The sequence below is a fragment of the Methylobacterium sp. HMF5984 genome (assembly GCF_045033435.1).
Lineage (GTDB): Bacteria > Pseudomonadota > Alphaproteobacteria > Rhizobiales > Beijerinckiaceae > Methylobacterium.
Genome location: NZ_JBJFLN010000001.1, coordinates 3,101,479 through 3,122,737 on the forward strand (window position 1 = coordinate 3,101,479; position 21,259 = coordinate 3,122,737).

Below are 21,259 nucleotides of genomic sequence, written 5' to 3' on the forward strand. Positions count from 1 at the left end.
CGCTACAGGATGAACCGGCTGAGGTCGGCGTTGGCTGCCAGGCTCTCGACCCGGTCGCGGACATAGGCCGCGTCGATCGCCACCGTCTCGCCCGAGCGGTCGGTGGCGGTGAACGAGACCTCGTCGATGACGCGCTCGAGCACGGTCGAGAGACGCCGCGCGCCGATGTTTTCGACCGAGCCGTTCACCTCCACCGCGACGCGGGCCAGCGCGTCCACCGCGTCGTCCGAGAAGGCCAGCGTCACGCCTTCCGTCTGCATCAGCGCCACCGTCTGCTTGAGCAGGCTCGCCTCGGTGGAGGTCAGGATCTGCTTGAAGTCCTCGACGGTGAGCGGCTGCAGCTCGACGCGGATCGGCAGGCGTCCCTGCAGCTCCGGCAGCAGGTCGGCGGGCTTCGAGACGTGGAAGGCGCCCGAGGCGATGAACAGCACGTGGTCGGTCTTCACCGGCCCGTGCTTCGTCGTCACCGTCGTGCCCTCGATCAGCGGCAGCAGGTCGCGCTGCACGCCCTCGCGGGAGACGTCGGCCGAGGACCGCCCCTCGCGGGCGCAGATCTTGTCGATCTCGTCGAGGAAGACGATGCCGTTGTCCTCGACCTCGCGGATCGCCTCGCGGATCAGCGCGTCGTCGTCGACGAGCTTGTCGGATTCCTCGGCGAGCAGGGGCGCGTAGGCGTCGCGCACGCTCATCCGGCGCGGCTTGCCCTTGGCGGCGCCGAACGCCTTGCCGAACATGTCGCCGAGGTTGACCGCGCCCATGGAGGCGCCCGGCATCCCGGGGATCTCGAACATCGGCAGGCCGGAGGACGGATTGCCGGCGAGCTCGATCTCGACCTCCTTGTCGTCGAGCTGGCTGTCCCGCAGCTTCTTGCGGAAGCTGTCGCGCGTCGACTGGCTCGCGGTCGGGCCGACCAGGGCGTCGAGGATGCGGTTCTCGGCCGCCGCCTCCGCCTTGGCCTTGACCGCCTTGCGCTTCTCCTCGCGCACGAGCCCGATCGCCACCTCGACGAGGTCGCGCACGATCTGCTCGACGTCGCGGCCGACATAGCCGACCTCGGTGAACTTGGTCGCCTCGATCTTGAGGAACGGCGCGCCGGCGAGCCGCGCGAGCCGGCGGGCGATCTCGGTCTTGCCGCAGCCGGTCGGGCCGATCATCAAGATGTTCTTCGGCGCAACCTCCTCGCGCAGCGGCCCGGTGAGCTGCTGCCGGCGCCAGCGGTTGCGCAGCGCGATGGCGACGGCGCGCTTGGCGTCGTGCTGGCCGACGATGAAGCGGTCGAGTTCCGAGACGATCTCGCGGGGGGAAAACGTGGTCATCGGGCTCCGATCGGGTGCGGCAGCCGGTCTGCCAGGCGCGCGGGTAGGCCGCGCAGGACGACGCCCCGCATCGCGTGCCAGCCGGCGCTGAGCAGCAGGACGAAGGCGCCGAGCGCCAGGAAGCTCAAGGGAGCGGCCCGGTTGCTGAAGCCGGCGTCCCGGATCAGGGTTCCGAACGCGATCCCGGCATAGGTCAGGCCGGCCACGAGGATGGCGCGCCGGTCGGTGACCAGCGCCACCAGCGCCAGCAGCAGCACGACGCCGAGCACCAGGATCGCCGAGACCGTCGACGGCGCCTCGCCGTTCCGGAGGACCGTGGCGAGCATCGGATGCACGATCAGCGGGGCGGCGAGCAGGTGCAGCCAGAACGCGATGTCCGTGCGCCGGGTCTGGCGCTGGCGGTCGCCGAGGTCGAAACGCATCGCCAGGGCGAAGACGGCGAGGCCCGCCGTGACCAGCAGCGCGCTGAAGGCGCCGGCATCGAGGGTCGGGACGAGGGCGAAGGCCAGCGCGAGCAGCGTGCCGGCGAGCGCGGCTGCGCCCGCCGCGATGGTGATCGGCACGGCAAAGCGCCGGTAATGCAGGGCGCAGAGCGCCAGGGTCGCGAGCGCCGCCCCGGCATAGGGAAGCGGTGCCGGCGCGCCCGATCCGCTCGGTCCCGGCAGGGCGCTGCTCCAGCCGATCGCGAGGCCGGCCATCGACGTGAGCGCCAGGAAGGACTCGACCGCGAAGATCGCCAGCAGGGCGATGCTCGGCAGCGCCATCCTGCGGCGGCGGGTAAAGAACTCCGCGAGCGCCCAGGCCAGAGCCGCGACGAGCACCCGGCTGTCCGTCCCGCCGAGGGTGTCGCCGGCCAGGAGCCAGGCCGCGCCCAGGAACAGGCCGATGCCGAGGGTGACGAAGATGTCGGCGAAGCCGGTGATGAAGCGCAGGCGCTCGTCGTCGTCCACGCGCTCGGGCACTGGCACCGCCTCCTCGCGGGCCAGCCGGTCCAGGGCCTCCACCTGCGCGGCGGTGAGGATGCCGCGGGCGACCGCGCGCGACAGGAGCGCGGGGTCGATCACCGGAGGGCCGGCGGGCACGGGGAGGGACGTCGCATCGCCCCGATCTAAGCGCGAAGCGGGACGCTTACCAGGGTCGAACGCGCGGCCGAACGCGCGGCCGATCCGGCGTGCGATCCCCCGGCCGGCGTCAGGCGGCGCGGATCTCGCCGACGAAGCCGGCGACCTCGCCGCCGAGGCCCTCGGAGCGGCGCGCGAGCTCGCCGGCCGCGGCCAGCACCTGCGCCGCGGCGGCGCCCGCCTGCAGGGCGGCGGCCTGGACCTCGGCCATGGTCTCGCTCACCGCCCGGGTGCCCTCGGCGGCGTCGCTCACGCTGCGTGCGATCTCCTGGGTGGCGAGCTGCTGTTCCTCCACCGCCGCGGAGACGCCCATCGCGATCTCGTGGACCGAGCCGATGGTGCCGCCGATCTCCTCGATCGCCGCCACCGCGTCGGCGGTGGCCTCGCGGATCGTGGCGATCTCGGCGGTGATCCGGTCGGTCGCCAGCGCGGTCTGGCCGGCGAGGCTCTTCACCTCGGCGGCCACCACCGCGAAGCCGCGTCCCGCCTCGCCGGCCCGCGCCGCCTCGATCGTGGCGTTGAGCGCCAGCAGGTTGGTCTGGCCGGCGATGCCCGAGATCAGCGAGACGACCTCGCCGATGCTGGCGGCACTGCGGGCAAGCCGCTGCACGGACTGCTCGGTGCGTCGCGCGTTCTCGACGGCGCCGGCGGCGGCGACCGAGGTCTGCGAGACCTGCGCGCCGATCTCGTTGGCGGTCGCGGCCAGCTCCTCGGTGGCGGCCGCCACCGCCTGGACGTTCATCGAGGCCGCGCCGGCGGCGTCCATGACGGCCTGCGACTGCAGGCTGGTGCGCTCGGCGTTGCGCGCCATCGCGCGGGCCGTCTCCTCCATCGTCCCGGCGGACGCGGCCAGGTGGCCGACGAGGCCGCCGACGCTGCCCTGGAATCGGTCGGCGAGGGTGTCCATCTCGGCGCGCTTGACGGCGCCGGCTTCCAGGCCGGCCTGCGCCTGGCTGCGGCGCAGGGCGTCCGCCTCGCCCATCGCGTCGGCGAAGGTGCGCATGCTCGCCCAGATCGCGCCGATCTCGTCGCGCGAGGGCTTCACCATCGGCAGGTCGCGGTCGCCCTCCGCGAGGCGGCGGATCGCGGTCGACACGGCCCGCAGCGGCCTCGCGATCATGCGATGGCCGAACAGCCCGCCGATGAGCAGGCCGCCGAGGGCGCCACCGAAGGCCAGCGCCAGGAGCAGGCGCAGGCGCCCCGTGTAGAGCGCGTCGGCACCGGCGTTCAGGCTCTCGATGCGGTCGCGGTTGCGCATCACGAGGGCCTCGATCCCGGCCTGGAAGGCGATGCGGTTGTTGCGGTTCTCCTCAGTGAAGCCCTGCTCGGCGGCGGCCTTCGGCGAGACCTCGGTGCCGAGACGGGCCGTCTCGGTGCGGTGCCGTCGGAAATCCGCGGCGTCCTTCGCCACGCGGTCGAACAGCGCCCGGTCCTCCGCCGGCACCGCCGGGAGCCACTCGGTCAGCAGCGCATCGATCGCCGAGAGATCGCGGACGATGCCGCCGGCGTAGGTCCGCGCGGCCTGCGTGCTGGCGGCGGCGTAGATGCCGCGGGATTCGAGTGCGGTGTCGGTGGCGAGCCGGGTGAGCTCGGCCGCGAACAGCGCGTTCTCGGTGGCGTTCCGCGCGGCCCCGACCGACGCGTTGAAGGTCCGCAGGGTGTCGAGCCCGACGCCCGCGACCACGAGGGTCACGAGGCTGGAGGCGCCGACCAGTCCGATGAGTTTGCCGCCGATCGTCATCGCGTCCACGCCCCGTGCTTGCGTGGTCGAACCTACCCAGAGGTTGTCAAGGACCCGTTAAGCTTGCAACCCGTTCACCCCTGCACGGCCTCGGGGCGCGAAGCCGACATCCTCGATGCTTCGCCACCCTGCGGTCGAAGCTGCGAGAACGACAGCATAAACCCGCGGACCCGGCGGGCATAACCTTGACCGTTCCTTCGTCAGCCCGGATGAGTGGACCCTGCCGGGATCGATGATCGAGCCCGGTCCGGGGGACGTCAGATGAAGCGATGGATCGTGGGGGCCGCCCTGCTCGCCGGGCTGGCCGCGCCGGCTTGCGCCAAGGATATCGTCCTGCCGGCGAAGGAACCCGCCGTCACCGCGACGATGCCGGACGACTGGGACACCAGCGTCTACGAGACCGAGATCGCCTCCGTCTCGGTCGACGGCGACATCGTGGTCAACATCGCCACCGACAGCAAGGCGCGCCTCGACGCGCTGATCAAGGACAGCAAGGCCTACTTGACCAAGAACAAGGTCAAGCTCGTCGGCAAGCCGACCGAGCAGACCATCGACTTCAACGGCACCCCGGGCCAGGTGCAGCGCTACCAGGCGACGGACAAGAACGGCAAGGCGATCATCGACTTCGTCACCCTCGACGCGAGCCGGAACCGGGTGGTCCTGCTGACCGTGTGGGGCTCCGAGGACGACCGCCAGACCAACGGGACCGCCCTGGACGCGATCATGAAGAGCGTGACGGTCCCGGCCGGCGGCGGAGGCGGCGGGTTCTGGTCCGGTGCCGCCGTCCCGTCCGGCAAGGCCGGGACGGGCAAGACGGAAGCCACCGCGCCCGAGGCGGTCAAGCCGCCGCCGGGGGCCGCCGCGGCGGCGCCCCAAGCGCCCGCTCAAGCCCCCGCTCAAGCACCCCCTGCCGCAGCGCCGGCCGCCACCCAGACCCTCGGGGTCCGGCGCGTGCTGTTCGTCACGCGGCCCTCGGACGGCTTCGGCGACGCCGACCCGCGCGCCGCGAGCCCCTTCCTGCCGAGCGAGAAGGTCATTACCTACATGGAGCCGATCGGCGAGACGCTGGTGCCGGTCGCCGGAGGCGACGTGCGGTTCGGCTTGGTCGTCGACTACGCGCTGCAGACCAGGGGCGGCGCGATCCTCGCCGGCCAGAAGGCCGTGATCGACCGGGAGTTCACCGCCGGGAAGGACGCCCTGCTGGACGGCTCCCCGAAGTTCTCCTTCCACGTCACCCTGGGCATCACCGGCGTCGACCCGGGCGAGTACGTCCTCGCCTTCACGCTGCGCGACAAGTTCAGCGACCGCACGACCCAGATCGAGCGGCCGTTCACGGTGGCGGCGGCCCCGGCCGCGCCCGTCCCCTCGGCTCCGCCCTCGCCTGCGGGTGGGCTCTGCGCGCAGGACGCGATGCGCACGGATCTGATGGCCTCGGTCAACGGCGCCCCCGACTTCAAGGACGGCAAGCGCCGGCTCAAGGCGCTGGTCGAGCCCGAGACGGTCTTCGAGGATCGCAAGGCCAAGCGGATGACCTGCCGCTACACCTCGGTCTGGGACGAGACCCAGGACACGGGCACGACCGAGACGCGCATGAAGATGACCTTCAAGGCCAGCGACGACGGCAAGAACGGCATCGACCTCGATTACAGCTTCGACAAGTAGCAGCCGCGCAGCCTCCCGGCGGCCCCAGGGCCGTCGGGACGGAGCCGGTGAGGGCCGGACCTAGCCCGCGTCGAGAGCCTCGAGGACGAGGCTCTCGTTGGTGTAGACGCAGATCTCGGCGGCGATCCGCATGGCCTTGCGCACGATCGCCTCTGCGTCGAGGTCGGTGTCCTCCAGGGCGCGCGCGGCCGACAGCGCGTAGTTGCCGCCGGAGCCGATCGCCATCACCCCGCCCTCCGGCTCGAGCACGTCGCCCGCGCCCGACAGCAGCAGGCTGACGTCCTTGTCGGCCACCAGCATCATCGCCTCCAGGCGGCGGAGATAGCGGTCGGTGCGCCAGTCCTTGGTCAGCTCGACGCAGGCGCGGGTGAGCTGCCCGGGATACTGCTCGAGCTTGGCCTCCAGGCGCTCGAACAGGGTGAAGGCGTCGGCCGTCGCGCCGGCGAACCCGCCGATCACCGCGCCCTTGGCGAGCTTCCGGACCTTCCGGGCATTGCCCTTGACGATGGTCTGGCCGAGGCTGACCTGGCCGTCGCCGCCGATGACGACGCGGCCCCCCTTGCGCACCATCAGGATGGTGGTGGCGTGCATCTGGGCCGGGCCTGAATCGTCGTGTGCCAAGGGTGTCTCCGGGTATCGCTCGGCGTCAGGTAGGGGCTCGCGCCCCGGATTGCCAAGCGGCGCCGCGAAGACCCGCGGTCAGTGGTCGCCGCCGAGATAGGCCGCGCGTACCGCCGGATCGCTCTTGAGCCGGGCCGCCGGCCCCTGGAAGCGGATGCGGCCGTTCTCGAGGACGTAGGCGTAGTCGGCCACCCCGAGCGCCGCCATGGCGAACTGCTCGACGAGCAGCATCGTCACCTGCTCCTCCTTGAGCTGGCGGATGATGCGGAACACCTCCTCGACGAGCTTCGGCGCCAGCCCCATCGACGGCTCGTCCAGCAGCAGGATGTCGGGGCGCAGCATCAGGGCGCGGCCCATGGCGAGCATCTGCTGCTCGCCGCCCGAGAGCGTACCGGCGAGCTGCAGCCGGCGCTCCTTGAGGCGCGGGAACAGCGCGTAGGCGCGCTCGCGGTCGGCGGAAACGTCGCCCTTGGGTCGCGAGCCGGTCAGCCGCGGGAAGGCGCCGAGCGTCAGGTTGTCCTCCACCGACAGGGTCGGGAACACCCGCCGCCCCTCCGGCGAGTGGGCGAGGCCGGCGCGGGCCACGTCGTGGCTGTCGAGCCCCGAGATCTCACGCCCTGCGAGCCGGATCGAGCCGGTGCGCGGCTGGATCATCCCCGAGAGGGCCCGCATCGTCGTGGTCTTGCCGGCCCCGTTGGAGCCGATCAGCGTCACGACCTTGCCCTTCGGCACCTGGAACGAGAGCCCGTGCAGGACCTCGATCTGGCCGTACCCGGCCGACAGGTTGGCGACCTCAAGCATGGGCTGGCTCCGGAGCGGCCGAGCCGCCCATGTCGTCGGGGGCGCCGAGATAGGCCTCGATCACCTTCGGGTCGGCCTGCACCTCGCGGGCCCCGCCCTCGGCGATCTTGTGCCCGAAATCGAGCACGCTGACCCGGTCGCACAGCCCCATCACCACGTCCATGTGGTGCTCGATCAGGATCACGGTGATGCCCGCGTCGCGGATCTTGCGGATGATCGCGGTCAGGTCCGCGATGTCGGGCGCGGTCAGGCCGGCGGCCGGCTCGTCCAGCAGCAGCAGCACGGGGTCGAGCGCCAGCGCGCGGCCGATCTCCAGGAGGCGCTGCTTGCCGTAGGGCAGGTTGCGGGCCTCCACCTGGGCGAGGCTCGACAGGCCCATGAAGTCGAGGATCGCCATCGCCCGGGCGCGGGCCTCGCGCTCCTCGCGGCGGCGCCGCGGCGTGCCGAGGATCGCGTCGACGATGGTGCCGTGGAAGGCGTGGTGCAGGCCGACGAGCACGTTCTCCAGGGCCGTCATCTCGCGGAAGAGCTGCACGTTCTGGAAGGTGCGGGCGACGCCGGCGAGCGCGATCTCGGAGGGCGTGCGCCCGTCGAGGCGCTTCGGCGCGCTGCCGGCCGCGGCCAGCGTCACTGCGCCGGCGGTGGGTTTGTAGATGCCGGTGAGCACGTTCATCATCGTGCTCTTGCCCGATCCGTTCGGGCCGATGAGCCCGTGGATCGTGCCGGGCCTCACCGACAGGTCGACGCCGGCCAGCGCCTTCAGGCCGCCGAACTGCATCAGCGCCTGCTCGACCTGCAGCAGCGGCTCGGTGCCGGCGGCCTTGCCGCGCTGCGCGATCAGCGCGTCGCCGTCGGCCGAGAGCGCCTTGCCCTCCGCCGTGTGGGCCGGGCGGAGCGCCGGGATCTTCTCGCGCAGGAAGCCGACGATGCCGTCGGGCAGGTAGTAGACCACGAACAGGATCAGCAGGCCGAACACGCTGAGCCGGAAGTCGGTGACCGATTGCAGCGCCAGCGTCGCGGGCAGGAACAGGATGCAGAGCACCACCGGCACGAGGATCGCGAAGCGGTTCTCGCGCCGGCGCAGGAAGGCCTGGATGCCGACGACGAGCGCCACGGCGGCGATGAGGCCGGCCATGATCCGCACGAGGTCGATGTCGGCCAGGATGTTGGGCATCATCACGATGATCGCCGAGCCGATCAGCGGGCCGGCCCGCGACTTCCGGCCGCCCATCGTCACCGCGAGCAGGAACAGCACGGTGAGCTCGAAGCCGTAGGAATTCGGGGCGACGTAGCGCTCCGACCAGGCGAACAGCGCGCCCGCGAGCCCCGCCAGCGCCGCCGAGACCACGAAGGCGTAGACCTTGTAGCGGTAGACGCTGACGCCCATGCAGTCGCAGGCGATCGGCGAGTCGCGCAGCGCCTCGAAGGCGCGCCCGAACTGCGAGCGCACGATGCGGTTCACCACCACGATCGTCAGCAGGAGGCAGGCGCAGACGAGGTAGTAGAATTCGAGCTTGCGGCCGGCCGCGCCCCAGGGCGGGCTGATGCCGAAGCTCGCGAAGTCGATGACGCGGGCCGGCGGCAGGGTGATGCCGAGCGGCCCGTTGGTGATCGGGGTCAGCTCGTTGATGAAGATCTGCACGATGGTGCCGAAGGCCAGCGTCACCATCGCGAGGTACGGGCCGGTGACCCGCAGCGCCGGCACCGCGAGCAGCAGGCCGAAGGCGGAGGTGACGCCGATCCCGGCGAGCAGGCCCCACCAGATCCCGAGCTTGAAGTGCAGGAACAGCACGGCCGCCGCGTAGGCGCCGACGCCGAACAGCCCGGCATGGCCGAGGCTGACCTGGCCGGTATAGCCGACGACGATGTCGAGCCCGAGGATCAGGATCGCGTAGATCGCGATCACCAGGAGGAGGTGGATGTAGTAGCTGCTGGTGACCACGTGCGGGAAAGCGGCGAGGAACACCACGAGCAGCACCGCGCCCGCCGCGCCGATATGCCGGCCGAGACCGGCGGAGGCCGAGGGCGCCGGGGCGGCGGCCGGCGCGAAGGTGGAGTGCGCCATCGGCTCAGACTTTCTTGATCACGGCCTTGCCGAACAGCCCCACGGGGCGGATCGACAGCACGACGAGGAGCAGGATCAGGCCCGGCACGTCCTTGTAGCCGGTGGAGATGTAGAAGCCGGTCAGCGTCTCGGCGATGCCGAGGATCAGCCCGCCGACGATGACGCCGAGGCCGGATTCGAGGCCGCCGATGATCGCCACCGCGAAGGCCTTCAGCGCCAGCACCGCGCCCATCGTGGCGCCCGTCAGCGTGACCGGGGCGACGAGCACGCCGGCGAACGCCGCCGTCATCGCGCTGATCGAGTAGGACAGGGTGATGACGCGCTTGGTGTTGATGCCCATCAGGCCGGCGGCATCGATGTCGTTCGAGGTGGCGATCACCGCCTTGCCCCAGATCGACTTGCGATTGAAGATCTCGACCGCGAGCATCATCAGCAACGCCCCGGCGATGATCAGCAGCTCCATCGGCAGCATGCGGATGCCGCCGAGCTGCAGCGCCTCCTCGGGCAGCGGCGACGGGAACTTCAGGTCGTCGCGGCCCCAGATGTTCTCGGCGAGATTGCGAAAGATGATCCCGAGCGCGATGGTGGCCATGATCCACCCGTACTCGGACTTGATCTTCACAGCCGGGCGCACGCCGAGGCGCTCGACCACGGCGCCCAGCGCGAAGCCGAAGACCAGCACCAGCGGGATCATCAGCCAGTAGCCGGTGAACGGCGCCAGCGTCAGGCCGAACAGGGCGCCCAGCGCCAGCGCCTCGCCCTGCCCGAAGTTCAGCGTCTTCGAGGTGGCGAAGGTGAGCTGGTAGCCGAAGGCGATGGCGGCGTAGATCATGCCGACCGCGACGCCGGACGCGACGAGCTGCAGGAAGATGGTCATCGTGTCACCGGCGCCCGTGCGTGAGGGTTTGGTCGTTCATGACGTCCGGTCCCGACTCGATCCGTCGAGGCGCGGGCTCCCGTCCCGCTCGGGATCGGGCCGCGCGACGGGCGACCGGACGGCGTCGGGCCGGCCGTGCCGCCCCGGCACGCGGGCGGTTGCGGGACCTCGCGCGCCGCCGGACGCTCGATAAGCGTTCCGGCGGCGGTGGATCATCCCGCCCGACCGACGAAAATCGTCAGTTGGAGGTCTTTTCCTTGACGCGCACCACGCCGGCGTTCTTGGCGTCCGTGTCCTTGGCGTAGACGATCTTGCCGTCCTGCACCTTCCCGAACACGACCATGTTGCGCGAGATCGCGTTGTGGTCGGCGGCGGTGAAGGGCTTGTCGTAGGTCGTCACCACGCCCTCGACCTTCTCCTTGAGGTTCTCGAGCGCCTCGCGGATCTTCGGCCCGTCGGTCGAGCCGGCCTGCTTGATCGCGGCGGCGATCAGGAACACCGAGTCGTAGCCCTGCGCGCCGGCGACCGGGGTCGGGATCTTGGTCACGCCGTAGGTCTTGTAGTAGTCCTCCAGGAAGGCCTTGCGCTTCGGCAGCGTCTTGTCCTCGATGAAGGTCTGCGGCATCACCACGCCGTTGCCGTTGGCGCCGGCGATGTCGATGAAGCTCTGCATCGAGGCCGGCCACGAGGTGATCATCGGCACCTTCCAGCCGAGCTTGGCCATGCCGTTGGCGATCTGCGCCAGCTCCGGCCCGATGCCGTAGGCCAGGATCACGTCGGCGCCGGCCTGCTGGGCCTTCAGCAGCTGGGCCGTCATGTCGACGTCCTTGATGTTGAACTTCTCGACCACCACCGGCTTCACGCCCTTGGTGCCGAGGTACTTCTCGATGTCCTCGCGGCCGAGCTGGCCGTAATTGGTCGAGTCGGCGAGGATGGCGATCTTCTTGTGGCCCTGCGCGACGGCCTCGTCGACCATCATGCCGGCCTGCAGCACGTCGTAGGCCGAGTTCCGGAAGACGTAGTTGCTGTCGTAGTCCGGCGCCTTGAACTGGTTGGTGATGACGGTGCCGGTGGCGACGTTGTTGAACACCGGGATCTCGGCTTCCTGGTAGAAGCGCTGCGCGGCCAATGCCACGCCGGTGTTGATGAAGCCCAGCGTCGCGACGACCTTCTCCTTGCTGATGAGCTCCTGCGCCACCTGGGCGCCGACCTCGTTCTTGGCCTCGTCGTCGCGCTCGACGAGCTGGATCTGACGCCCGAGCACGCCGCCGGCCTTGTTGATCTCGGCGGCCGCCAGCCGTGCGCCGTCGCGCATCGACACCCCCATGGCGGAGGAGCCGCCGGTATAGGGGCCGGTGACGCCGATCTTGATCGGGTCCGCGGCCTGGGACGGCAGGGCGCCGAGCGTGGCCAGTGCCGTCGCGCCGAGCAGGGCGCCGACGAACGCGCGCGTCGTCAGTGTCATGGCTGTTTCCTCCGTGTCCCGATCCGGGCGTTTTTTGTGTCGCGGTGCCTTGAGGCACCGTCGCGGGTTCTGCGGCCCGAAGTCTCGGACCCCTGCCCGGGCGCTGGAATATTGTCGAACGTGCACGCGAACGCAACGCAGGACGCGAGGTCCGGCCTACAAATCCAAAGGGTTGTGGGTTTTACGGCGCGAACCTCGGGCCGCCGCGGCGAGGGTCGGCCAGGCGGCGTCCGTCGCGGCCTCCGCGGGGACCATGCTCCGGCCGATGCGCCCGGGCGTTCCGGAAGCGCCGGGCCGGCCCGGAAATGCGCCGGCGCGGGCAAAGCCTGTTGACCGATCCGCGCTTTCCCCTTAACGGAAGCGCTCCCGAACGACGGACCCCTTCCGAGCGGTCGCCGGCTTCCAGCCGTGCCCGGATCGCGAGCGGTACCCGTCCCTTCGGTGGGGGATAGTTTAACGGTAGAACGGTGGACTCTGACTCCTCTGGTCCTGGTTCGAATCCAGGTCCCCCAGCCATTTTATAGCCCAAGTCACTCTCAACGCTCAGTTTTCTGTCTCGCTGCCCTGCGGGTTGAGCCGGTTGCTACAATCCGCTGCTACAAAGTCCGCCTGCGGGGCGGCAGGCAAGCAGCGTGCGGACCTCAATCACCAATGTTGTCCGGCGCGGCCGGACGCTGCACTTCAGGCGGACCGTTCCGCTGGAGCTGCGCGGCTTCATCGGACGGCGTGAACTCACACGCAGCCTTGGCACTGTCGATCATCAGACTGCCAAGCTCCACGCCGCTACGCTATACCTCGCCTCGGAACGCCTCTTCGGCGTTGTGCGCACGACACCCATGCTCACTGACGCTCAACTCGCCCGCCTCGTGCAAGACTTCTACGCGACCGTGCTGGAGCGCGAGAACGCTATGCGTCTGCAATTGCCACCCCACGATGATGCCGTCTCAGAGATACGCGGTGCCTATTACGGCGAGATCGCCGCCAAGACCCGCAGGGCCCTCGCCAGCAATCACTTGGACGAGGCGCGCGTCATCACCGAGGCCATGCTCAAGAAGCAGGGTGTCGCTTGTGGCGAGCTCGTACCGGACGACTGGCAGCGCGCGCGCCAAGCCGTCATGCGCGCTGGTATCGACGTCGCCGAAGCCCTGCAGGCCCGCTACACTGGCGACTTCAACCACGAGCCTAGGGACAAGCTGCTGCGCGAGACGCTGTCACCGGCTCATACTGAACCAGCTTCCCGTCCGTCGGTCATATCGCCGACGCCAGTTCCGACGAGCCAAGAAACGATACCAGAGGCGCACCGGGCGCCAGTTTCCCTCCTGTCGACTATAACCGAATCATTCATATCCGATCAGATCGCGAGCGGCGCATGGGAGCGGCAGACGGCCGCGCAGTCCAGGGCCACATTCCGTCTCTTGATCGACGTTTGCGGCGATCGTCCGCTGAACGAATACACCCGCCAAGATGCCGGTCGTCTCAAGGAGCAGCTCCAGCGATTGCCCTCGGACTACGGCAAGGCATCCGTCTACCGAGGCTTGAGCGTGGCGCAGATCATCGCTCATTTCGACGGACAGGCCGCTACCATTTGTGCGACCCTGATCACCGCGAAGACCATCAAACGGCATTTCTCTGCTCTATCTGCCCTCTGGACGGCCGCAGAGGCAAAGGGTGAGGTCGAAGCCAACATCTTCGTGGGGTTCCGTTTCGGCGCAGGCAAGCCGGCCGACGAGGAGCGTGTTTGTTGGGAAGCGCCCGAACTCGCCGCACTCTTCGCCTCGCCGGTCTGGACGGGCTGCGCCTCGGAGATACACCGGGCCGAGCCCGGACCCCTAGTTCTACGGGACGAGAAGTTTTGGCTTCCTCTCATCGCCGTCTTCTCCGGCATGAGGCAGGAGGAGATTTGCCAACTGAGTCTAGACGATATCCGGCAGGCCGAAGGGATCTGGTTCTTCGATCTCAACACCCGCGATGGGCGCATGTTGAAAAATGCCAAGGCCGTCCGCCGCGTACCCTTGCATCACGAACTTGTTCGTCTCGGCCTCCTTGACAGGGTGATCCAACTCCGCGGGCGCCGTGAGACCCGCCTGTTCCCCCAACTTGAGCGAGGCGGCGCGGATGGGCGCCTCGGCCATGCATTTTCAAAGTGGTTCACGCGTTATCGACGCGACATCGGCATCGACCGGGATAAACTAGTCTTCCACAGCTTGAGGCATACGGCGACGACGCTCATGTCGGAGGCTGATGTTCAACTCGCAATGATTGATCGCGTAACGGGTCATGCAACGCCTGGTGAGACCCCGCGATACATCAAACGTACGACGCTCCGTCAGTTGCAAACGGCAATCAACGCCATCAGTATCGGCGTGGACCTTTCGTACCTTTATCACGATACCGACGCTGTGGAACCGACGTCTTTATCTAAGAAATCCGAAGCCTGAGCAAGCCTTCCCATAGATGTTCGGCGGCGAAGTCGAGTGCAAATCAATCCTGCCGAAGGCAGTGAGGCATAATAATTTTAGGAAGAGTTGGGGCAACGGAGGTATATATTGCAGTATTGATTTGACGTAACGGTATGAATACTGCCAATAACGGATGTCTGAAGGTTAAATTTACAGTAGAAAAATCGTTGACATTGTGTCATAACCAACAAAGGGGAACGACGGAGCCACAGGCGAAACTTTCGACGCTGCAAGCAACGCAGCAAACGAACTAAGATCGGTTCGACGGTTCAACCAGCCATATACCTGAACACACCTCTTACGGCTGGCCGTATTCCGACCTCTTCGCCCCGGAGCCTCGTATGTCCAAGAAGCACAAGCCCCGCCCCGAGACCTACCCCGAGGACAGCGAGGCCACCCGCGAGACCCTCGCCTGGCTGTGCAAACAGCGCCTCGCCTTCGTCCGCTGCAGCCGCTACCACATCCGCATCGGCGACCTGAACTTCTACCCCGACAAGGGCACGATCTACCGCAGCGACGACCTCGGCGCGCTCCCCGAGACCGGCCTCACCGCCCTCCAGCACATTCTCACACGCACGGGCAAGGTCGGCACCACCGCTGGTTCATCGCCTCCCCGCGACACCGGCTGCGAGATCGCTTTCGACGAGTGAGGCCCCCGCCGGCGCCCGCCGCTTCGTTCTGGCTTCAGGATTATTTCTCAGCCCCGTGCTCAGTCCTCGTCGGACGCGTTGGAAAACGCAACATAGCGGGCGATCTGAGCCTCCATCCGCTCGTTCATCTCGCCGAAGGTGATACCAAAGCTCCCGCCGGACGGCGAATGAAGGAGCGCGGCCAAGTTCCTAAGGTCGTCGTGAAGTTGTCGAATAGCCGGCATAACCTGTCGGGCAGCGGTGGCATCGACGAGACTCAGCGTCCCCGCGCCGGTGCCCTTCCCCGGCGTCCAGCGCATCAACGCCCGCTTCGGACCGAACCTGATGAGGGGGTTGTGCGCCACGTCATTCCGGAACGAGCCCAGTATGTTCACTTGTTCAATAAGTCGTCCGAGTGCCGCCATGATAGGGCCGTCGGCGCGTCCCTCGAACGACTGCCGGACGAGTTTGGCTCGTCCGTGCATACCGCGGGTATCCCGGTAGAACTGTCTGCGCCGCCGCTCGGCATCACCGGGCCATGCGACGAGGAACAGCATGAATAGATCCGCTTCAATGTAGGCCGACCAGGCCATGACCTCGCCGATCAGCTGCAGTTCGTCCGGTGGGACTATGCTCAGCGGGTCAGATGCCAATTCGATGGCCGGTACATCGCCGAATTCGTCAAGATGCTCTGTATCGTCGCCCATCGCGCTCCCTCGGCGTCCCACCGAACTAACCCTACGGCGGCGTCCACTGGGTGAAGAAATCCCACGCTTCCGGCCACAGCAGCGCCGCCGTCGTGCGGCTGTTCCCACCCCAGTTTCCGTTGTCCTGCAAGTACAGTATCGTCCGAACCATAACTCGACTGCATCTTGCGTCTAAGAAGCTCTCCTTGAATATATGCGGTTCGATGCTGACATCTTCATCGACGAAAAGCTGTTCCATGACGAGGCACAGGGGGGCCCACCCGTAGGTGACGCCGAGAACGTGCTTTATCTCAAACAAACTAACAGTCGGCCTCTTAGGCGCCGTATCGACGACGATGGCGCGTGATTCGTCGATACCACCGGCCACCAGCATCTCCGCTGCCGAGACGGACCATGAACCTTCCATTGCCCCTCGGAACTGACGCCAAGCTGAGCGGATCAGGCCGTTGCCGGCAAGCGTCACGGTAGTGCGGTCGTTGTACCGTCGTGCCCTGCCTTCGGGTGTTACGGCGTAGGTGGAGAAGGACATCTGCGCCCCTTGGTCCGCGTCGAGCGTCGCTCAACGCGCTAAGCCGCTCCACGATCCAGATCGACCGTTCTGGAGGATACAGGCTCGGTCATCCGGTGGCGCTTTCAACAGCACCTCTGCTCCTCGACGAATCCGTACTCTCAGTACGAGGCCAGCTCGTCCGCATTCCTTTCAGACTGCGGGAGCGCCTTCATCCACGACGCTTCTTCGCGCCGCTGCCGGCCGCGGTCACCACCACCGCGACCGGCATCTCTATCAGAGGTCAGTCCTCGAGCCGCCGCGTCAGCCGCTGCAGACGCTGCACCACCCGCGTGAACTCCGGCGGGTAGAGCCAGCGCACGTCCCGCGCGCCGTCCTCGTAGGCCGAGCGGAACGGCCCGCGGATCGGTGCGGCCGGCACCGGCTTCCGCAGCACCTCAGGGTTCGTCGCCGTCACCGGACGCATGGCCTTCAACGGATCCCCCTCCAGCTGCGCCAGGGTAACAGGCTTCGTCAGCCGGTCGTCGAACCCCTCCGGCACCCCGAGCAGCCGCCGCGCTCGGTTCAGGCTACGCGAAGCCCCGACCCGCTGCCGCGTCGGCACCGGGCCCGAGTGACGCCACGGGAAGGCAATTAGCTCGCCAAGGTGCACCGGCAGACCGTCCGGGCTGTGCCGGGCGCTCTGCACGACAGCCGACCGGTCATACGACTTTAGCAGGTAGTGGACCCGCAGCCAGTGCAGCCACGGCGCACGGTCCGCCTTCGTTGTCTCGCCCGGCCGGTCCTGACCCACACCCCGCACGCGGACCGCCCCGGGCACCCACTGCCTCGTACGGTGCCGCGCCCAACCCCTTACCCAATGCCGAAACTCCTCCGGCAGCGTCGTAAGGCGACTCGGCATGACCTGACCGGTATTTTGGACCGAGCCAATTGAGAGGCTACTGCATGGTGGCGGCCATGGGTAGCCGGAAGGCCAGACCCGGGTAGCTGACGGGCGCGGGCGGCCGATAGCCCAGCGACGAATGCGGTCGAACGCGGTTGTAGGTGGTTTGCCAGAGACCGATCACGATCTGCGCCTCCTTCAGCGAGTAGAAGATCTCCTGGCGTAGGCACTCGTCGCGCAGCTTGCCGTTAAAGCTCTCGCAGTAGCCATTCTCCCACGGGGATCCTGGCGCGATGTACTGGATCTGTGAGCCAGCTTTGGCGACCCATTTGCGCAACGCCTTGGAGATCATCTCTGGGCCATTGTCGCAGCGAATGTGCTCCGGGATGCCGTGCAGGCACATCGCGTCGGCCAGCGCCTCGATCACGCCGACGCTGTTGATGCGCCGCGCCACCTTCAGCGCGAGGCAGGCACGGCTGTGCTCGTCAATCAGCGTTAGGATGCGCAGAGAGCGCCCATCGTGCGTCTGGGCTTGCACGAAGTCGAAGCTCCAGACGTGATTGCGATGAAGCGGTCGTAGCCGCACGCAGGAGCCGTCGTTCAGCCACAAGCGGCTGCGGGGTCTATGTCGGCTGGGGACCTTCAGCCCCTCGCGACGCCAGATGCGCTGAACCCGGTCTTTGCCTACCTGCCAGCCGGCTGCCTGTAGCAGCGCGGTGACTCGGCGGTAGCCGTAGCGTCCGTACTCGGACGCCAGGGCGATCATGGCCTGGGTCAGTGCATCCTCGTCGGCCAGCACGGTAGGCACGTAGCGTTGCGTGCCGCGGTGCTGACCGACGATCCGGCAGGCGTGACGTTCCGAGAGGCCGTACTTCTCGCGGATGCCGTTCACCGCCTGCCTGCGTCGCTCGGGGGCTACAAGTTTCCCGAGGCGACGTCCGCCAGCACCTGCTTCTCTAGAGAAAGGTCGGCGACGAGCCGGCGCAGACGAGCGTTCTCGCGCTCCAGATCCTTCATCTTCCTGGCTTGATCGACCTGAAGGCCGCCGTACTCCTTGCGCCAGCGGTAGTAACTCTGCTCGGAGATCTCCGCCTCCCTGCATGCAAGGGCCAAACTCTTGCCCTGGGCCGTCTGCACCTCAATCTGACGCAGCTTGAGCACGACCTGCTCCGCGTTCGTCTTCTGGCCTCGCCGCATGTCCAACTCCTTTGGTCCTGGCTGATCCTCTCAATCAGCCCGGTCCAAAGCCAGCCGGTCAGGCCACCCGCGTGGCGAGCGCTGCCGTTCGAGTACTGGAAGACCATCACGGTTACAGCTGGCCTGAGCGCCAGCGGTCTGACCGCCACCGCGCTCTTCAGACAGTACGAGCAGCGCTTTCCGTCGGGCCTGCAATCATTCAGTCCAGGCTTTCGCCAGCCCGATCGCTACCCATGCCCGCGGGTACGTAAAGATGCAACGAAAAGTGACAAATCCGCTACAGACACTGACCGAGGATCATGCAGAAATAAACAGTGATCAGTTAAAAGTCCAATCGCAGGCGGGCATTCGACGTGCGGATGTTTTTAACTTGCGCCGACTTCGTGCGGCCTGCATTTACAATAGCTCTCGGTGCGCTATTGGCCGGCTGCGCGATCCCTCCATTGCCTGAAGATGTCACAGGCCTGGACAGCTATCAGATATCGCGACAGATTAGCTGCGAAACGCGTGAAGCTGTTATTGACAGCACCATCACCTTTCTTAGCAGCGAGAGAAACAAACAAAGGTTCGAGACGAATGATCCCAAACGGCCGTTCATAAGGCTTGACGATCATTCGTTCGCGATCGGTAAGGAACTGGCGAACAACAGAGACTCTATCAAGAGCTTCGATCCCAAGCGCCTGACAGGCAACGCGCGCGCCATAATTGGTCTCCTGTGGGGCACTGGCGTCGCGTACACCTACGACTTGGAAATGACTGAGCTCAACGCCAACGGCATCTCGATCAACCTGCTGGATGTATTCACGAGGTCCACGCGCGCTCTGGGCCTGAACGCCAGTGCTGACTTCCAACGCCAGAATACGGAGTTGTTTACCGCTTCGACGACTCTTGGTAAGATGGTGACCGGACCGCTGTCCATCATCTGCAAGCCAGGATATCTGGCCGACAAGAATTACTTGTACCCCATGGCCGGAAATATCGGCATGAGGGAAGTTATATTCAATTTTGTACAGCTTTCCATCTTCGGGAATCTCACGGGCGATGTCAGCAAAGACCTCGCGGCACCGGCCGGGCCGACCAAGATCGCACGTCAACTGCAGTTCACGACGACGCTGGATTTTTCCGTGGCGCCGAAGGTCACTTTCATGCCGCTCAAGCCGGGACTGCGCGTGATGGACGCGTCGTTCACCGGCCAAGCCAAACGCGTCGACCTTCACAAGCTGACAGTCGGTCTCTTCGCGCCAACGAAGGGCTTGCTGACGTCGACACAGAACAGTGTTCTTGGCTCCCTGCTCGGTGGGCCCTTCACGGGCATCGTGTCGGCGCCTGCATCAGGATCGGCAGCCGAGGAGGGGGCCGTGCGTGCGGTCAACGAGCTCCTTGTGCTGAAGATCTTCCAACAACGCCGAGATCTGCCTTTGCAGTAGCGAGAAGGAGATTGCTCATGTCGTCGACCGCCGCCCCAGACGTTCCCGTGCCGGCCTCCAAGGGGGAGGCGCGCAGCTTTTACGAGGTGAACCTCTACGCATTGGGTCGGGTGATGGCCCGACTGCACTTGGCAAATCGATCAGCCGAGATGGCCGCGGCGCTGCAGGGACGCACGGCCACCGCGATCGTCGACAAGGTCGTCATCGACGCATTGTACGGCCTGATCCCGGTGGGTCCGGACACCGCAGGGTTCGTCCGGCGCTGCGATCCGATGACTGAGCCTGACTGTCCGGACATGCTTTTCGGCTGAGTCGCACAAGGTAAGATCCGCGAGCATGCTTCAGGACGCTTTAGGCAGACTGTCGCATTTCCTCGATGTCGGGAGGACGCTGTGCCAAGCGACCTGCCTTAGACTGGATACCGGGCCGCTGGCCGACGCCTGTTGGCTTGAGAGGAAGGGTGCCGACGCCGGACCTCTCAGGCAGCCGCATTAAGCGATCCGCTGCGCAAAGTTGCTGGACCGTTTTCAGTCAGCTTTAGTCGTACATAGGTGGCTCGCTCAACGGCCGCTTCCGCGGCATCGCGTTGGGAAACCTCAACGACCGGGTCGGGTCGCTAGCGGGAAGGCCGCTCAGGGTGGATTTCTGTCAGTCTGCTTTTTGATGAGAAGTTGTGAGAGCCGACATCGGATGAGGAACGGGAGTTCGGCAATTGGCCGTCACAGCGTCAGTGTCCGTAGCTCTCCACGAGCTAAGCCGATCAAAGTTCGAAAGAGCAGCCAGCCGATGACCAGCGTGGCCAGCCCGAGCAGGACTAGGGCGAGGCCGTCGGTCGCCGGAGCCGGTTCCGCCGTCGCGAAGCGCAGAGCTGCAACCGCTGTTGCGGCGAGCGGGAAGCTCACGCCCCACCAGGAGACGCGGAAAGGGCAGGCGCGTCCGAACCGGGCGAGTTTCGGCAGAAGCACGGCGAGCAGGAACAGTGCGACAGCGAAAAGCGACTTGGCGAAGAGATCGATTGCGCCCGTCGTGGCAACATAGGCCGAGAAGCCGACCGCGAAGGGTGCCACGAGGATAAGGAGCGATGGCTGCAAGGCTGCGGGCAGCGGCGCCTCGAACAGGAGGCGTGACAGGATCAGCGTGAACAGGGGCACGGCGAAGAACAGCCCCACCGCCAGCCCGAAGATCATCACTCCCTGTATCGGCGGCAGACCGAGCCCCGGAAGGGCCAGGGGTACATCGAGCAGGCCGACCACCGGTACGATCCAGGCCGGCGTCGCATGCGCCGCCAGCTGCCGATCGCTCAGCCAGCGCGTCACGATCAGCCACGCGAACAGCGTCATGCCTCACGCCGGCGATCCACAGCGCGCGCGCCAGCGTGAGGCTGAAGGGCGCCAGGGGGATCGGCAGCAGGAGCAGGCTGATGAGCGGCGTGCCGAACAGGTTGCCGGCGATGGGGTGGCGGAACTCCGCCCGCACGGCCTCACGGGCGATGACGGCCTTGGCGGCATAGCCCGCCGCAATAGCGAGGAAGGCCGTTGAGGCTATCAGCGCGATGGCCTCCCCGACCCAGGACGGCAAGCCATATCGCGCATGGGCGAGCCGCCACGCGACGCTCAGTCCCGTCAAGCCCATCACCGCCGCGAACAGGCCGACCGGCAATGCCTCGATCTGCCGCCAACCTCTCGGCAGAGGGGGCTGGTCCGGGTCACGATGGGCGGTCAGCGCGGCTTCGCTCGGCTCGCCTTCTACGACCTGCAGCATGGACGAACTCCTACTCAAC

17 protein-coding genes, 1 tRNA gene and 1 pseudogene are annotated in these 21,259 nt (G+C 67.1%); 6 read left to right on the plus strand and 13 right to left on the minus strand.

Annotated features, from left to right (window positions below; genetic code table 11):
- Window positions 1-2: 2 nt before the first annotated feature.
- From hslU to ACFZ8E_RS15015, 3 genes are all read right to left on the minus strand, one after another.
- Complete coding sequence (gene hslU / locus ACFZ8E_RS15005) at window positions 3-1,316, minus strand: ATP-dependent protease ATPase subunit HslU (RefSeq protein ID WP_243950002.1); 1,314 nt, start codon at window positions 1,314-1,316, stop codon at window positions 3-5.
- Window positions 1,313-2,398, minus strand: a complete 1,086-nt coding sequence (locus ACFZ8E_RS15010; protein WP_405043122.1) for a hypothetical protein — start codon at window positions 2,396-2,398, stop codon at window positions 1,313-1,315. The genes hslU and ACFZ8E_RS15010 overlap by 4 nt, the downstream gene beginning before the upstream one ends.
- A 109-nt stretch (window positions 2,399-2,507) precedes the next feature.
- Window positions 2,508-4,178 carry a methyl-accepting chemotaxis protein gene (locus ACFZ8E_RS15015; RefSeq protein WP_405044387.1) on the minus strand — a complete coding sequence of 557 codons (1,671 nt, stop codon included), beginning with the start codon at window positions 4,176-4,178 and terminating at the stop codon, window positions 2,508-2,510.
- 261 nt (window positions 4,179-4,439) lie between these two features.
- On the opposite strand from ACFZ8E_RS15015, the gene ACFZ8E_RS15020 reads away from it, so the two are divergent.
- Complete coding sequence (locus ACFZ8E_RS15020; protein WP_405043123.1) at window positions 4,440-5,840, plus strand: hypothetical protein; 1,401 nt, start codon at window positions 4,440-4,442, stop codon at window positions 5,838-5,840.
- 60 nt (window positions 5,841-5,900) lie between these two features.
- On the opposite strand, the gene hslV is transcribed toward ACFZ8E_RS15020, so the two are convergent.
- The 5 genes from hslV to ACFZ8E_RS15045 form a co-directional block, all read right to left on the minus strand.
- Window positions 5,901-6,431, minus strand: coding sequence for an ATP-dependent protease subunit HslV (hslV, locus tag ACFZ8E_RS15025; protein WP_147844277.1), 531 nt, complete (start codon window positions 6,429-6,431; stop codon window positions 5,901-5,903).
- 108 nt (window positions 6,432-6,539) lie between these two features.
- Window positions 6,540-7,262 (minus strand): ABC transporter ATP-binding protein, encoded by a 723-nt coding sequence (locus ACFZ8E_RS15030; protein WP_405043124.1) that lies wholly within the window; start codon window positions 7,260-7,262, stop codon window positions 6,540-6,542.
- The gene (locus ACFZ8E_RS15035; protein ID WP_243950005.1) at window positions 7,255-9,327 is read right to left on the minus strand and encodes an ABC transporter permease subunit; all 2,073 of its coding nucleotides are present in this window, start codon (window positions 9,325-9,327) and stop codon (window positions 7,255-7,257) included. Before ACFZ8E_RS15035 ends, ACFZ8E_RS15030 begins: the two co-directional genes overlap by 8 nt.
- Window positions 9,328-9,331: 4 nt before the next feature.
- Window positions 9,332-10,204: a branched-chain amino acid ABC transporter permease gene (locus tag ACFZ8E_RS15040; RefSeq protein WP_147728683.1), complete on the minus strand. Its 873-nt coding sequence runs from the start codon at window positions 10,202-10,204 to the stop codon at window positions 9,332-9,334.
- Between the two features lie 238 nt (window positions 10,205-10,442).
- Window positions 10,443-11,669 (minus strand): ABC transporter substrate-binding protein, encoded by a 1,227-nt coding sequence (locus ACFZ8E_RS15045; RefSeq protein ID WP_147727533.1) that lies wholly within the window; start codon window positions 11,667-11,669, stop codon window positions 10,443-10,445.
- 442 nt (window positions 11,670-12,111) lie between these two features.
- Between ACFZ8E_RS15045 and ACFZ8E_RS15050 the strand changes: the two genes are divergently transcribed.
- The 3 genes from ACFZ8E_RS15050 (at window position 12,112) to ACFZ8E_RS15060 (ending at window position 14,778) form a co-directional block, all read left to right on the plus strand.
- A tRNA-Gln gene (locus tag ACFZ8E_RS15050) sits at window positions 12,112-12,185 on the plus strand.
- 116 nt (window positions 12,186-12,301) lie between these two features.
- Complete coding sequence (locus tag ACFZ8E_RS15055) at window positions 12,302-14,107, plus strand: tyrosine-type recombinase/integrase (RefSeq protein ID WP_405043125.1); 1,806 nt, start codon at window positions 12,302-12,304, stop codon at window positions 14,105-14,107.
- A 362-nt stretch (window positions 14,108-14,469) separates the two neighbouring features.
- On the plus strand, window positions 14,470-14,778 hold the full coding sequence (locus tag ACFZ8E_RS15060; protein ID WP_405043126.1) for a hypothetical protein: 309 nt from the start codon (window positions 14,470-14,472) through the stop codon (window positions 14,776-14,778).
- Between the two features lie 59 nt (window positions 14,779-14,837).
- Here the strand turns inward: ACFZ8E_RS15060 and ACFZ8E_RS15065 are convergent, their stop codons facing one another.
- The 4 genes from ACFZ8E_RS15065 to ACFZ8E_RS15080 form a co-directional block, all read right to left on the minus strand.
- Window positions 14,838-15,464 carry a hypothetical protein gene (locus tag ACFZ8E_RS15065; protein WP_405043127.1) on the minus strand — a complete coding sequence of 209 codons (627 nt, stop codon included), beginning with the start codon at window positions 15,462-15,464 and terminating at the stop codon, window positions 14,838-14,840.
- 31 nt (window positions 15,465-15,495) lie between these two features.
- Window positions 15,496-15,993, minus strand: coding sequence for a hypothetical protein (locus ACFZ8E_RS15070; protein WP_405043128.1), 498 nt, complete (start codon window positions 15,991-15,993; stop codon window positions 15,496-15,498).
- Between the two features lie 262 nt (window positions 15,994-16,255).
- A complete protein-coding gene (locus ACFZ8E_RS15075) occupies window positions 16,256-16,660 on the minus strand; it encodes a hypothetical protein (protein WP_405043129.1) in 405 nt (134 codons plus the stop codon).
- 250 nt (window positions 16,661-16,910) lie between these two features.
- A protein-coding gene (locus tag ACFZ8E_RS15080; RefSeq protein WP_405042273.1) for an IS3 family transposase occupies window positions 16,911-18,052 on the minus strand; the annotation gives its coding sequence in 2 pieces (ribosomal slippage) (window positions 16,911-17,785 and window positions 17,785-18,052; 1,143 coding nt in all).
- Between the two features lie 353 nt (window positions 18,053-18,405).
- Here ACFZ8E_RS15080 and ACFZ8E_RS15085 point away from each other — a divergent pair.
- Together ACFZ8E_RS15085 and ACFZ8E_RS15090 are read left to right on the plus strand one after the other, a co-directional pair.
- Window positions 18,406-19,479: a hypothetical protein gene (locus tag ACFZ8E_RS15085; protein ID WP_405043130.1), complete on the plus strand. Its 1,074-nt coding sequence runs from the start codon at window positions 18,406-18,408 to the stop codon at window positions 19,477-19,479.
- A 17-nt stretch (window positions 19,480-19,496) separates the two neighbouring features.
- The gene (locus ACFZ8E_RS15090; protein WP_405043131.1) at window positions 19,497-19,790 is read left to right on the plus strand and encodes a hypothetical protein; all 294 of its coding nucleotides are present in this window, start codon (window positions 19,497-19,499) and stop codon (window positions 19,788-19,790) included.
- A 408-nt stretch (window positions 19,791-20,198) separates the two neighbouring features.
- On the opposite strand, the pseudogene ACFZ8E_RS15095 reads toward ACFZ8E_RS15090, so the two are convergent.
- Window positions 20,199-21,240: pseudogene (locus ACFZ8E_RS15095) on the minus strand (SLAC1 anion channel family protein).
- Window positions 21,241-21,259 lie beyond the last annotated feature (19 nt).

Excerpts from the sequence above, each read along its gene's own strand:
- hslU (WP_243950002.1), bottom strand. The coding sequence starts at position 1,316 with ATGACCACGTTTTCCCCCCGCGAGATCGTCTCGGAACTCGACCGCTTC.
- ACFZ8E_RS15015 (WP_405044387.1), bottom strand. The coding sequence starts at position 4,178 with ATGACGATCGGCGGCAAACTCATCGGACTGGTCGGCGCCTCCAGCCTC.
- ACFZ8E_RS15020 (WP_405043123.1), top strand. The coding sequence starts at position 4,440 with ATGAAGCGATGGATCGTGGGGGCCGCCCTGCTCGCCGGGCTGGCCGCG.
- hslV (WP_147844277.1), bottom strand. The coding sequence starts at position 6,431 with ATGCACGCCACCACCATCCTGATGGTGCGCAAGGGGGGCCGCGTCGTC.
- ACFZ8E_RS15030 (WP_405043124.1), bottom strand. The coding sequence starts at position 7,262 with ATGCTTGAGGTCGCCAACCTGTCGGCCGGGTACGGCCAGATCGAGGTC.
- ACFZ8E_RS15035 (WP_243950005.1), bottom strand. The coding sequence starts at position 9,327 with ATGGCGCACTCCACCTTCGCGCCGGCCGCCGCCCCGGCGCCCTCGGCC.
- ACFZ8E_RS15040 (WP_147728683.1), bottom strand. The coding sequence starts at position 10,204 with ATGACCATCTTCCTGCAGCTCGTCGCGTCCGGCGTCGCGGTCGGCATG.
- ACFZ8E_RS15045 (WP_147727533.1), bottom strand. The coding sequence starts at position 11,669 with ATGACACTGACGACGCGCGCGTTCGTCGGCGCCCTGCTCGGCGCGACG.
- ACFZ8E_RS15060 (WP_405043126.1), top strand. The coding sequence starts at position 14,470 with ATGTCCAAGAAGCACAAGCCCCGCCCCGAGACCTACCCCGAGGACAGC.
- ACFZ8E_RS15065 (WP_405043127.1), bottom strand. The coding sequence starts at position 15,464 with ATGGGCGACGATACAGAGCATCTTGACGAATTCGGCGATGTACCGGCC.
- ACFZ8E_RS15070 (WP_405043128.1), bottom strand. The coding sequence starts at position 15,993 with ATGTCCTTCTCCACCTACGCCGTAACACCCGAAGGCAGGGCACGACGG.
- ACFZ8E_RS15090 (WP_405043131.1), top strand. The coding sequence starts at position 19,497 with ATGTCGTCGACCGCCGCCCCAGACGTTCCCGTGCCGGCCTCCAAGGGG.